Consider the following 13,487-nt stretch of genomic DNA (forward strand, 5'->3'; position numbering starts at 1 on the left):
TCAGACAATTTAATAAATAAAAAAGAAATCAGGTGATCCCATGTCAAATGCCAAAGCTTACATCCAAGCTTCTTTTGAAGCAGTCAAAGCCCGCAACCCACATGAAACAGAATTCCTCCAAGCAGTAGAAGAGCTCTTCTCTACACTTGAGCCTGTTTTTGAAGCACACCCAGAATACATCGAAGAAAACATCTTGGCCCGTATCGTTGAGCCTGAGCGTATCATCAGCTTCCGTGTTCCATGGACAGACAAAGATGGAAATGTTCAAGTCAACCGTGGCTACCGTGTTCAGTTCAACTCAGCTGTAGGTCCTTACAAGGGCGGTCTTCGCTTCCACCCAACTGTAAACCAATCCATCTTGAAGTTCCTCGGTTTTGAGCAAATCTTCAAAAACGTCTTGACTGGTCTTCCAATCGGCGGTGGTAAAGGTGGATCTGACTTCGATCCTAAAGGCAAAACAGACGCTGAAATTATGCGCTTCTGCCAAAGCTTCATGACTGAATTGCAAAAACACATCGGACCTTCACTTGACGTCCCTGCAGGTGATATCGGTGTCGGTGGTCGTGAGATTGGTTACATGTACGGTCAATACAAACGCCTTCGCCAGTTTGATGCAGGTGTCTTGACTGGTAAACCTCTTGGCTTCGGTGGTTCTCTTATCCGTCCAGAAGCAACTGGTTACGGTTTGGTTTACTTCACTGATAACATGTTGGCAGCAAACGGCAAATCCTTCAAAGACCAAACAGTCCTTATCTCAGGTTCTGGTAACGTTGCCCAATATGCTGTTCAAAAAGCTACTGAACTCGGTGCAAAAGTTATCTCTGTTTCAGACTCAAATGGTTACATCATTGACGAAACTGGTATCGACTTTGACCTCTTGGTGGACATCAAAGAAAAACGCCGCGCTCGTTTGACAGAATACGCTGCAGAAAAAGCGACTGCTAAGTACTTCGAAGGTTCTGTATGGAACTACGATGGCAAGGCTGACATTGCCCTTCCATGTGCGACTCAAAACGAAATCAACGGCGAGCAAGCTGCTGCCCTTGTGAAAAATGGCGTTTACTGTGTGGCTGAAGGTGCCAACATGCCATCTGACCTTGATGCTATCAAAGTTTACAAAGAAAATGGCGTTCTTTACGGCCTTGCTAAAGCAGCCAATGCTGGTGGTGTAGCCGTATCTGCCCTTGAAATGAGCCAAAACAGCCTTCGTCTTTCATGGACTCGTGAAGAAGTAGACGGCCGTCTTAAAGACATCATGGCAAACATCTTCAACACAGCTAAAGAAACTGCTGAAAAATACGACCTTGGTACAGACTACCTTGCAGGTGCTAACATCGCAGCCTTTGAACAAATTGCGGATAGCATGATTGCCCAAGGTTTAGTATAAGCTTACTTTTAGTTTACTAAACTATAATAAAAACGCCCCCAAGATTGACGTGCTAATTTTGGGGGTATTTTTCGTTAAAAAAAGAGGAGAACAGTGGATAAACATGTTCTCCTTTTTAAAATGTAAAAATAACAGATAGGTCGATTATCAAGTCGAACAATCTGAATCAAGGGGCGTTATAAACCCGCAAAATTGTGCAGTATTTAAAACTTTTTCTACAGCGATTAGATACCTTCTGCGACTAATTCCGTCCACATGGCATCTTCGTAGGTAAAACCAAAGTTTGTTTCATTATCTATACCGTAGATAAGTTTTACTTGTACTTTCTCTCCTGGCTTCAACTTTTCGACTAGATTCACATCGTAGGTCCGTAAATCCAGGGAAAAGGGAATCTGACTAACCGGATCAATGAGACTGAAATAGTATTCATCAAAATAGAGCTCTTTTGCGGTCGAATTTTCAACTTCCATTTCAACAACATAAGCTGTGCTGTAGTAGCTATCTACTAGTTCTATGCTATCATCTTTCCCCATAGATGTTACTGTTACATGAAGACCGTTAGAAAAATCAACTGAGTCACCAACTTGATACTCTGTGTATTCCACAGTCTCATCAATGTACCCGTCACTACCTGTATCCCAATTATCAAAATTTGCTGCGCTTAGACCGATCATAAAAATAAAACAGGTTACTCCTAGGATAAAGGAGAGGACTGCACCAGCAATGGTCGTCCAAAAGAGAGGCTGTTTGTGCAAGGGTTTCTTCTTATAATACATCTGCCCATTTTCAACAACAAAATCTTTTGTTTGCATAATAAACTCCTTATTTTAAAACAGTTGGTCCACTTGAAGGTAAATCTATTCCTGCTTGACGCAGAGCATCTTGATAAAAACCAAAGAATTGATGATAGATCTTGTTCTGTTGACCGTTGGCTACGAAAAGATTAACACGAAATACAAACTGTCCCGAAATAGCGTTTTGGGGACCTAATACAGTCACACCTGTAATCTGGTCAAAATTGCTGATTTCTCTCAAATTGACCTCTTCTATTACGCGATAGACTTGTTCCAAATCGGTATTAAATTTGAGCGGAATATCGATTTGAGCACGCATGTCCCCTCTTGACTGATTGGACACCACTAGAATGTTGCGATTGGGAATAAAATGCAATGTCCCATCTGCATCACGTACTTGTGTTGTTCGGATTCCCATACTAACGATGGTTCCTGAAATGGTAATGGGCCCGTTGGTTAACTTAACCACATCTCCGACGTCAAACTGTCGTTCAATTAAGATAAAGAATCCATTGACCAAGTCTGAGAGAAATCCTTGTGCGCCCAGCCCAACAGCTACCCCAGCAATCCCGGCTCCTGCAAGAAGACTGGATACCGGCAAACCGAGGATACTCAGAATACAGTAGATAAGGATAAAGTAGAGTAGGTAATTTAGGATGCTTTCCACCAGACGACTGATGGTCTTCTGACGACCAATGTCTTGTGTAGATACCTTTAGAGAGGGAACCAAAACCTTTTTCACAGAAGCTTTGGCTATCTTCTTGATAATGTAAAATGCAACAAAGAGTAAAACAAGCGATAAAACCTTATTTAGACCTGCTGTCACAATGGCCTCAATATTAAATTGAGACAAATACTTGGTAATAAAATCATTCATGAGATAATTATAGCAGAAAACATCCTAAAAGAACAAAAAGACAGCCAAGTGGCTGACTTAGAACGTAGACAAACTCCTAAAAATATTAAAAATTGAAGAAGTTTGCGAAAGATAGCAAGTCATTAAACTCTTAGAAACATTGATATTTCGCGTTTCTGAGAGTTTTTTATTTTCAACATAAAGAAAAAAGATTGAAGAAAATTGTCCAAAATGGACTTTTTCTTCAATCTGAGACAGCCAAACGACTGTCTTTTATCTTATTTCTTCTTTGCAAAATACTGGCGTGTCTCCTTGATGATAACAGGAGAGAGAGCTAGTAAGGCAATCAAGTTTGGTAGGGCCATGAGACCATTTACAATATCTGCAATGGTCCAAATCAAGTCTAGTTTGAGGAAACCACCAAGGGCTACCATTGCCACAAATAACAGACGATAAGGCAAGATGGATTTGGTACCGAATAGAAACTCGATACAGCGTTCACCATAGTAAGACCATCCGAGAATAGTTGTAAAAGCAAAAAGTACCAAACTAATCGTCAAGGCAATAGATCCTGCATTGCCAAAAACTGTTGCAAAAGCTGCCTGTGTCAGAGGAGCTCCTTCCAATCCTTCGACAGACCACTGACCTGTCACCAAGATTGTCAAACCTGTTAAGGTGCAGATAATAATCGTATCGATAAAGGTACCCGTCATAGAAATCAAACCTTGCTCAACAGGATTATCCGATTTGGCTGCTGCAGCTGCGATAGGCGCCGAACCTAGACCAGATTCATTTGAAAACACTCCACGCGCAATACCACGTTGGATCGCTTCTTTTACAGTTGCCCCTACAAAGCCACCTACTGCTGCTGCAGGTGAGAAGGCAGATTTCAGAACCAAACCAAGTGTCGGCAACAGTTCATTCCAGTGAACTACCAAGACTATCAAACTTGCCAAAATGTATAAAATTGCCATGAAAGGAACGATTTTGGTCGAAACATCCGATATTTTTTCAATTCCCCCAAAGATAAAGAGAGCAATTGAAATGGCTGTCACAATGCTGACCAACTGGGGAGCTAATCCAAAACTCGAAGACATGGAAGATGCAATCGAATTAACCTGTGAAAATGTCCCCATCCCCAAAAGCGCTACGAGGACACCTGAGACAGCAAAGAAAACAGCCAAGGGTTTCCACTTCTGTCCCATCCCCAAGGTGATATAGTGCATAGGCCCACCTGCTGCTTGACCATTGGCATCCTTTGTACGGTATTTAATGGCTAAAAATCCTTCCGCATACTTGGTCGCCATACCAAAGAAGGCCGCTACCCACATCCAGAAAAGAGCCCCTGGTCCACCTGTCGTAATGGCTGTTGCCACTCCGACAATATTTCCCGTACCAACTGTCGCTGCCAAAGCTGTACAAAGAGCCGCAAAGCTAGACACATCTCCCTGACCAGACTGGTCACTAGAGAAAATCAGACGAAAGGCGGTTGGTAACTTGCTAACTTGAAACATCCCTAAACGGAGTGTAAAGTAAACACCCGTACCGACCAAAAGTATTAAGAGAGGCGGTCCCCAAACAAGATTGTTGATAGCCTTAAATAGTTCTAACATAGTTCCTCCTAAGCATAATTCTTAATCCGATAAAGCTGCCGGAAAAACAAAAAGAGGCTGAACTCTTCAACCTCTAGAATCAACGTGAAAAATACAGAAAAAGCCTATTTTTCAACGCTCTGTCCTTTTACCTGAGAGTTTCAGTAGCTCTACTTTTCCAAGCAGAACTACCTTGCCCCTTCGGTGCCAAAATGGTCTCTCCAGAGTTCCGTCCATTGAACAGTCAGTTTCCCTTCTACTCAATATCAACCGGTTATTCAGTTTTATCTAGTTTTATTTTAATCTAATTTCACGAAAAAATCAAGAATATTTTCTGATACTCAATGAAAATCAAAAGTGGCCTAGGAAACGAAGCTGAAGATAGAACTCTGTTACTGTCTTGTTTCAAGGTAACAGGCTGAAAAGCTCCACCGGAGCTTTTCACTCATCAAGGCTCTTGACAACGGATAATTTTGATTTTCAAAGAGTATGAATTTTTACAAGTCTTCCATTTTTATGATAAGGTCTGCTCGCTCCCAAATCAAAGGATTATGGGTGGCAATCACAATAAGCCTGTCTGGACTCTTCAAAGATAACAAAATATCCATAATTTCTTGGGAACTCTTAGGATCTAAGGCAGCCGTCGGCTCATCTGCTAAAATCAATGGAGGATTTTTCAGGATGACTTTAGCAAGTGCTACCCGCTGAGCTTCCCCTCCTGAGAGTTCATAGATAGGCTGGGACAGGTCCAGATAAGACAGACCAACTGCATCAAGTGCCGCTTCCTGCCTCGATTTCCTTTCGTCTCTGGACAATTTCTGACCAATCAGTCCCAAATCCAGATTTTCTCTGATTGTCTGACTTTCTAAAAGACCAAAATTCTGAAAGAGATAGCCTAATTCCTCCCTAAAAAAGAGATGGGGCTTCACCTTTTTCAAATCCTTCCCCTTGTAGAGAATGTCACCTGCATCATAGGACTCCAACTTGGCTAAAATATTCAGCAAGGTCGTTTTTCCGCTACCACTGGCACCTATCAAGGCATAGACCTTTCCAGCCTGCAAGTCTAGCGTTACATCAGAAAACAAGCTACGTTGCCCAAATTTCTTTTGAATTGATTGGATAGAAAACATACTAGGCTCCTTTCAAAATACGGATATTCCAAGCTCCGTCTTTCCTCGCCTGCCACCTCAATAAACAGAGGGCATTGACCATAAACAAGGTAAAACTGATACTACTTATGAACATGTGACCTGTCACTGCCATGCTTGCTCCAAGAGCCAACAAGAGGGAAAGCAGTTGGAACGTTAGGTATTTCTTATGGATTCCCAAGAAATCCATCCCTGCAATTTCTTTGATAAAAATATCACGTTTAAACTCTTCGAAGTATAATAGATTCATGGTATTAAACAGGACAATTGATGTCACAATCCCTAAAATGGCACCCATAGATGTTGAAACGGTCTCTATCCGAATACGATCTAATAGTTCTTGAAATAGGGAGGAACTACTTCTCACTTCATTAACAAACTGAAACAGATTTCTTGCCTTCAATTCGCGCAAAAGTTTATCTCTGTTTTTAAATAAAATACTGCTATCTACTTCATTCAACCAAAAATCAGCAGATTCCTCTCCCAGACTTGACGGTGTCAGCACAACTAAAATAGGGTCTTTCAAATATTGCACATGCTGACCAGAACGATGATTGTAGATAAACTGCTTCTGCCCATCTTTTAGATAGGCAACTTTTCCCTTAATGGTAGCTGAGCTTGCTTGATTGGCAGGTCTTACCATACGATTGATATAGTCTTGGTAAAGATGGAGATACGTATCGCTTTCAGGGCGCAATTTTTCAGGTAAGAGAAGCTGAAATTCTCCTTCTTGTAGAGGTGGCAATGCTTCTCCTTCTGCTAAGTTTACATCCTGTATCTGGATATAATGAGGGCTAACATAGAGGGTGTTTCCTGCTGGATGGTAGCTGTCCAGACTTGTTCCATCTTCCAGTTGGGAGCCCATTAAATAGGCATTCAAATTACTTTTGACAAAGAGCGCGCCGTCTTCCTCCAATGCTTGCTTTAGTAAAGGATACCAATTTTCAGGCGAATTTAGTCCCGAGCGACCATCCGCAGCAATGTTCCAAGCCAAACTATGGTAATCCTCTTCTTTCTCCCACTGCCGGGCACCCGCTTGGTATTCTTGCCAAATTCCTGAATAATAGAAGGTTTGAGACATACCCAATGACACCACCAGTAGAGCCAGCATTTGTCCCATAACCATAATGGTCAGGATTCCTTGCAGGGGCATCTTCCCTTTTAACAAGGGTAAAAAGTGATAGGTCCGAATGCCCAAGGTAAATGTAGCAGCGAAAAAAAGGGCAATCAAACCAAGCAAGAAATGATAGCCTACTAGAGCTGCGACCAGATAGTAGACGGAATAGCTATCTAATCCGATGAGATAGGCCAGTCCAACTGCTGGAAGAACCGCAAATGGGATAGCTAGAGCTATCTCTTTCGCATTTTCCTGTAGAGATAGTAGAAATAAATGCCAACGTGAATCTCCTGCAATCAAACGGATACCTGCTGTACGCAATTGCCTTACATTAGCAATCACTACCAAAGCCATATAGGTAATAAGAAAGACCAGTACGGCTAAGAATTGACCACCTTGTGTCAGAAATGCGAGTAAAGTAGCAATAGTCGAAGGCTTCCGAATCTGAACCTCGTCAAAGCCTAGCGAAACAAGAAGAGACCGAAGTTCCTCTACCGTCGCTTTCCCTTGGAAAATAAAATACTTGGTTAAAAGTGCAGATTCCACTTTTTCTGATGCCTGAAATTCCTCCAGTCCTCTTGGTAGGGAAGACTGACTAAAATTGTCATAGGAAAAGGTACGTCCACCTGATGTACTTGGCTCAATCACCCGTCTGGCAATGACACTATCCGTCTGTTGAGAATAGTCCTCTAATCGCTGTTGTACATCTGAGTAAGTCACGTCCTCAGATACCGACAAGGTGGTCACAGAAGGATAATAATGAACTAGCATAGTCTCCTTTTGGCTGACGCCCAACCAAATCATAAAAACGGCTAGAATGATCGTCGATACAAGTACAAATTTTCCTTTCATTCTACCTTCACCTCATTAACTATCTGCCATTTAATACACTCAACTGGATTTTTTCTTCCCTTTTCGCTTGTTTGTTCAGCAACATCCAACTATTTATCAACAGAGCCACAACTACTCCTAGGCTAACAATAACTGACTTTGTCATAAACATCGCCAACCCCATCCCAACGAGAACGACCCCGACCTGTTCTCCTAGATAAGAACCATGCAATTCGATAAAACGCATCCCTGCTATCCGCTTGATGGCTATTTCTCTTTTGAAGGTCTCAAAGTATAGAAGATTCATCGTATTGAACAATAGTATGGAAGTGAATATTCCAAGAATTGTCGGAGATAGGGTCATAAGAATCTCAAGTTGAACATTTTTTCTCAGGGTGTTGTACTGTTGCCTGCTAGATAATAAGCTACCTATTGTATTTCGTAAATTGTATTTCTCCAGCAGCTGTTCCAGCATCTCTTTATCTTTGAAAAATACAAAATCTGGTAACGCATTTTCCCAAAAATAGGACGTTTCTTCAAAACTTTCAGGTGATAGAACAACAATCAACGGAGCCTGTAAAAATTGCTCATAATTTATCGGAGTATGATTGTAAATGAACCATCGCTTCTCGTCTGAAATGTAATAAACATTTGAATGCAAACTTATGGATCTTTCTCCATCCGCAAGCAATTTCCCTACCATGTCCTCAAAATACGCTTGGTAAACACTCGCATCATTTTGCAAACTCTTTGGTAATAATAAAGCAATTTCTCCCTTGCCTAATTGCTTTATCTCTTCCAGCTGATTGAAATCGTACAGGCCACCTTCTGATTGTATATAGTTCGGCGTCACATACAGCACCCTTTCTAGAGGAATTTCCTTGCTGGATTCAATAATGGTATGTTCTTTTATTGTGTTATGCCGTAAATGGTGCTGGACTAACATTACATTATTTTTCGAATATGATTCTAAAATTACATGAGACCAAGCTATTCTTTGTTGCTGAGCCATCGCTTCATCAGCTATGAACGCTTCACGATTCAAAGACAGACTAAAAACATCTTGTCTTTCTTGCCAAGCCTTTTCTCCTATCGTTAGTGTATGGAGGACTCCAACATATGTCAACGTTCGACTAACACCAATAGAGATGATACAAACCGCTAAACACTGACCTATTAGTAAAATAGCAAAAATCGCCTTGAGAGGCAAAGCTCCCTTAATTAGCTTTTGTAACTGAGTAATGTTTAATGCAATCATGAATCCAACACTTGTCGATAAAGACAGGAACAAAAGCAAACAAGCATAAAAAGCAATACCGATTGCTACAAAACGATAATATACCATTGGCCAACCCAAAATTAAAATAGCAATCAGTCCGAAAACAAGCGACCCTCCTGTAGCCAATGCTATATCTCTTCCATCCACTCTTAAAAAACGACTAGCAATCTGCCAACTCCTCACACCTGAAAGTATCTCTATCCCTGCTGACCGCAAGTAGACAATCTGCCCAACTACTGTCAATGCAAGATTTGTGAGTATAAAGATAATAAGGCCTAAGCTCGGAGCTCCCCTACCAAGAAATAGACTTAAACTGTTTAATAGGGTCGGTCTGTAAGTATAACTATCCACCAATCCTAGTGACTGTAAGACATTTTCTACCGCTTTGATGTCCAGATTCCCTTTTACAACATAGTAATTTTCAGCTAAGTTGGCCTGACTAGCTACTAACCTATCCGCTTTGACCAAGCCCTGTGGAAGCTCCCCCTTCCCAAAAACATCATAACTGGTAGTAGTTCGCCCACTATCATCTGTTTCTGTTATTGTCTTAGCAATTAGACTATTTTCCTTTTCAGCTAAATTTGTCAGGGCATCCGACACTTCTTCATAGGTCACTTCTTCCCCTCGACTTAATATGGAAACCGATGGATAGTAATGATAAATTAAAGAATCGAGTTGCAGACTCACTAACCATATACAGAAGAGACAGATGCTAAAAGTGGATAAATAAGTAAATACTTTTTTCATAACGAACCCCATTTGCACAAAAAGGAGGTGGACTCCACCACCTCCCTATCATTAGAACCCGTAACCAAAATCAACATGTTCTCAAACATTCGTTGATATAGCTTTTTATTTTATCTTAACATATTAACAGTTGATTTTCAACCAATTTTAATTATTTTTATAAAAAATCTATACTTGATTATTAAATATCTTTCGATAGATATTCTTTCAAACTAAGATAACTATTTTGCGGACCAAAAAATTTGAATAGACATTCCGCTTCTCTATAATAGGAGAGAATTTCATCTTTTGATAGAAATCCCTCTCCGACATTTGCGATTAAACAAAGCGTATCTGCCAAAAGATAACAACTCTTCTTGTCTCGCAAGATTTCGATTAGGTCTGTCAATTCATCAATTGCCTGTGACTGCCTCTTCCTTTTAAAAAGATAGTGAGCGTGATTGTAGCGAATCTTGATATACTTATGAAAACTCTCTGTGTTCGATATATCCAAGTGGCTAAGCTTTTCTGAAAGCCCCTCATACAAACTGTCTAAAGCCTCGTCTCGAGAAGTCAAGGCATAAAAATTAACCAAGCTGTTGTATACATCCAGATAAAAACTAGATTTCTTACTGATTCGATGACTAAGTTCTTCCATACGTACAATTGCAGTATCTTCCTTATGATAATGATGGAAGTCCACTATACAAGCCAGATAAGTTAAATATTCACTGCTTTCCTGCGAATGAACAGCTTCTTTCTGCTTCTCTGCCTCTACAAGATAAGCCAGTTGATCATAGGAACGAGTGAACAAAGCTTTGTCCACCAATCGTTTAAATACCGTAATATCAGGCGCTTTATCTGATACACTTTCATCAAAAAAATAGTCCATAGACACCTGTAAGCGTTGTGATAAGGTAAATAATATATCCGATGTAGGAGCAACTCCTAATTTTTCAACTCGACTAATCAAACTCTGCTCACAAATTCCCTCTGCAAGTTCCTTTTGAGTAAAGCCAAGTTCCTTTCTTCTATTTTTAAAACGTTTACTAAGAATCATTTTCATAGCCTTTCCATATATGTCCCTTAAGAAAAATCTCTATACAGATTATTATATCAAAATCATCTTTCTGAACATACAATTTTAATACACAAAAAGCCTATTCTTTGCGAATAGACTTTCTGCGCTCATAAATTTATTTAAGCAACTCCAAAAACAGGCCATATCCTGCTTCTTCCATTTCCTCTCTCGGTATGAAACGAAGGGCTGCTGAGTTGATACAGTAACGTAATCCACCCTTGTCACGCGGTCCGTCATCAAAGACATGGCCTAGATGAGCATGACCAGCCCGACTGCGGACTTCGATGCGGTTCATGCCGTGGGACTTATCTTGGAAATAAGTCGCAACTTCTTTGCTGATTGGTTTGGTAAAGGAGGGCCAGCCGCAACCTGAGTCGAATTTGTCTGTCGAGAGAAAGAGGGGCTCACCAGTCGTAATATCGACGTAGATGCCAGCTTGGTCACTATTCCAAAACTCATTTTCGAAGGGTCTTTCCGTCGCAGCTTCTTGAGTGACTTGATACTGGAGGTCGGTCAAGCTGTCTTTTAAGACTTGTTGGTCTGGCTTTTGGTAGTCTGCAACATCAATCAGAGGGATTTTTGCCTGTGCAAGATCGATATGGCAGTACCCTTGGGGATTTTTCTTGAGATAATCCTGATGGTAGTCTTCGGCGGGGATGTAATGCGCGAGTGGCTCCACTTCAACGGCTAGGGGGCGTCCGCCAAAGAGCTGAGACTGCTCCGTCATGACCTGCTCGATGGTCGGCAAATCAGCCTCATCTGTGTAATAGATACCAGTCCGATACTGGCGCCCCTTGTCAGGTCCCTGCTGGTTGACAGAGAAGGGATCAATGACGCGGAAATAATAAAGGAGAATTTCCCGCAAATTGATACGAGTCTCATCATAGGCTAGATAGAGTGTTTCTGCGTGATCTGTTTGTTTGAGGAGTTGATAATTGGTCGTCTCCACCTGTCCATTGGCATAGCCAACGCTGGTGTCAAGAATACCATCAATCTGGGAAAAGTAGCCTTCCATCCCCCAGAAACAACCGCCTGCTAGATAAATTTCTTTCATGTGAACTCCTTCTTATCTGCAAGCGTGGTTTCGTCACCCTTACAGATTTTTTTCTTTCATTTCTGCTTCCATTTTGAGGCGTTGAACCTTCATGGTCGCAGTACGTGGAATGTCGTCATAAGCCATCAAGATGGGTTCTTTCAATAGTGGTAGATCTGCAACCATGGCCCACCAAGCTTCCCAGTTCATCCCAGCATCTTCTGCCAGAGCAATAATCGGCTGCGGTGCACCATTGACATCGCGGATAATCACGACTTCTGATAAAAAGTCCAATTTATCCAGCAATAAATCTTCCAAGGCTAGATTGCTGTCGATGTGCTCAATGAGGTCAACCTGACGGTCTTTTAGAAGAAGTGTACCCTCTGGAGTCATGCAGCCATAGTCACCACTATCCCACCAAGCACCGTACACATTTTCTTGGAAGCGGGCATCTTCTTTATAGTAGGTCACAGCACGGCCTTTTGACAGGAACTGGATATGTCCGTTTTCTCCAGCTGGGAGAGGATTCCCTTTGGCATCTGTGATGCGTGCTTCTGTGTAACCTTCCAGACCAATCCCCATATCTCGTCCGCTAACTGTTCCTAGATTTTCCAAACGATGGTAACGTAAAATCATTGGACCACATTCACTTTGACCATAAACCTGCATAAAGACTGGATGTTGCTCTTTAGAAGCCTCCAAGAAGGCGCGAAGCGTACCAATATTGATAGCATCAAAGGTTGAATGGTAATAACGAATGCTACTAAAGACCTCTGGTTTTTCCTTGGCCAATCTTGCCCATTGGACAAAGTTGTTAGGATGGGTTTCCAGAGCACTTGGACGATGACGAGCAAGCGCCCGTTCAACATCATCTTTTCTTGCAGAAGAAAGCGGGTAGAGGGGGAATCCTAGCCCAATCGCCGACGACACGCCGATATTATAGCGCGAATGAACAGGGGAGATATGGAAGGCCAGCAAGCCTCTCTCCGTCATCTTGTCAAAAATAGTCTGTTGCCATGCTACTCGCCAGCCCATGGTCTGTGCTGTGTGGCAGATTAGTTTTGGAACACCTGTCGTTCCTGAAGTATGAGTCATGTATTGAATAACATCTTCTGGCAGGAGATTTTCTTCAAAAGCAACTGCTTCTTGCACTAGGACTTGGGGTAAAAATATCTTTGTGACCAGGTCAGTTCGAGTCATTCCTGCTACACGTTCTTCCGTTTCTTGGTCGTAGACAATGAAAGACTTTTCCAATCGCTCCGCAAACACATCTAAATTCGAAGATGGCAAATGGTAGGAAATCATAACAGGAACAGCACCCAATGCCGTTACCGCTACTGCTAACAAATAGGTGTCGAAAGCTGGGCTTTTATACAGAACCACCTTGTCCCCATAGCCAATACCTGCTGCTGCAAATTGAGCAGCTCTTTTTTGAATAGCCTCAAAAACTGTTTGATAGGTATTTTCCAATCCTAATTCAGGGAAGGAGGCGTAGGGGTGGTCAAAATAAATGGCAACATTTGGAAACTCTTGAGCTGCTGTTTTAAACTGACGATAAAGATTTAATGGTTTGTAACTAATAGTTGACATATCTAACCTTTCTAAAATGACAATGATAAGGTTATTATAACATCTTGTGTCAA

10 protein-coding genes and 1 riboswitch are annotated in these 13,487 nt (G+C 41.5%); of the genes, 1 reads left to right on the forward strand and 9 read right to left on the reverse strand.

What is annotated here, in order from left to right; all coding sequences use genetic code 11:
* The first annotated feature begins 40 nt into the window (after window positions 1–40).
* A complete protein-coding gene (gene gdhA, locus ODU46_RS07170) occupies window positions 41–1,387 on the forward strand; it encodes an NADP-specific glutamate dehydrogenase (RefSeq protein ID WP_014636785.1) in 1,347 nt (448 codons plus the stop codon).
* Between the two features lie 224 nt (window positions 1,388–1,611).
* Here gdhA and ODU46_RS07175 read toward each other — a convergent pair whose 3' ends face one another.
* The 9 genes from ODU46_RS07175 to ODU46_RS07215 form a co-directional block, all read right to left on the reverse strand.
* Window positions 1,612–2,199: a DUF4352 domain-containing protein gene (locus tag ODU46_RS07175; protein ID WP_161947373.1), complete on the reverse strand. Its 588-nt coding sequence runs from the start codon at window positions 2,197–2,199 to the stop codon at window positions 1,612–1,614.
* 10 nt (window positions 2,200–2,209) lie between these two features.
* Window positions 2,210–3,058 carry a mechanosensitive ion channel family protein gene (locus tag ODU46_RS07180; RefSeq protein WP_002937530.1) on the reverse strand — a complete coding sequence of 283 codons (849 nt, stop codon included), beginning with the start codon at window positions 3,056–3,058 and terminating at the stop codon, window positions 2,210–2,212.
* Between the two features lie 257 nt (window positions 3,059–3,315).
* Window positions 3,316–4,650 carry a sodium:alanine symporter family protein gene (locus tag ODU46_RS07185; RefSeq protein WP_221864656.1) on the reverse strand — a complete coding sequence of 445 codons (1,335 nt, stop codon included), beginning with the start codon at window positions 4,648–4,650 and terminating at the stop codon, window positions 3,316–3,318.
* 109 nt (window positions 4,651–4,759) lie between these two features.
* A riboswitch (glycine riboswitch) is annotated at window positions 4,760–4,864 on the reverse strand.
* A gap of 262 nt (window positions 4,865–5,126) precedes the next feature.
* Entirely contained in the window at window positions 5,127–5,759 is a 633-nt protein-coding gene (locus tag ODU46_RS07190) for an ABC transporter ATP-binding protein (RefSeq protein WP_024406818.1), read from the reverse strand.
* A 1-nt stretch (window position 5,760) separates the two neighbouring features.
* Window positions 5,761–7,746, reverse strand: coding sequence for a DUF1430 domain-containing protein (locus ODU46_RS07195; protein WP_398579443.1), 1,986 nt, complete (start codon window positions 7,744–7,746; stop codon window positions 5,761–5,763).
* Between the two features lie 19 nt (window positions 7,747–7,765).
* On the reverse strand, window positions 7,766–9,751 hold the full coding sequence (locus tag ODU46_RS07200) for a DUF1430 domain-containing protein (RefSeq protein WP_398579444.1): 1,986 nt from the start codon (window positions 9,749–9,751) through the stop codon (window positions 7,766–7,768).
* 181 nt (window positions 9,752–9,932) lie between these two features.
* Window positions 9,933–10,790, reverse strand: coding sequence for a helix-turn-helix domain-containing protein (locus ODU46_RS07205; RefSeq protein ID WP_398579460.1), 858 nt, complete (start codon window positions 10,788–10,790; stop codon window positions 9,933–9,935).
* A 136-nt stretch (window positions 10,791–10,926) separates the two neighbouring features.
* Window positions 10,927–11,865: a peptide-methionine (R)-S-oxide reductase MsrB gene (gene msrB / locus ODU46_RS07210; protein ID WP_318804618.1), complete on the reverse strand. Its 939-nt coding sequence runs from the start codon at window positions 11,863–11,865 to the stop codon at window positions 10,927–10,929.
* A gap of 39 nt (window positions 11,866–11,904) precedes the next feature.
* Entirely contained in the window at window positions 11,905–13,434 is a 1,530-nt protein-coding gene (locus tag ODU46_RS07215; protein WP_398579445.1) for an AMP-binding protein, read from the reverse strand.
* Between the last annotated feature and the right edge of the window lie 53 nt (window positions 13,435–13,487).

It is taken from the genome of Streptococcus sp. 2020WUSS089 (assembly GCF_044427405.1).
GTDB classification, from domain to species: domain Bacteria; phylum Bacillota; class Bacilli; order Lactobacillales; family Streptococcaceae; genus Streptococcus; species Streptococcus hashimotonensis.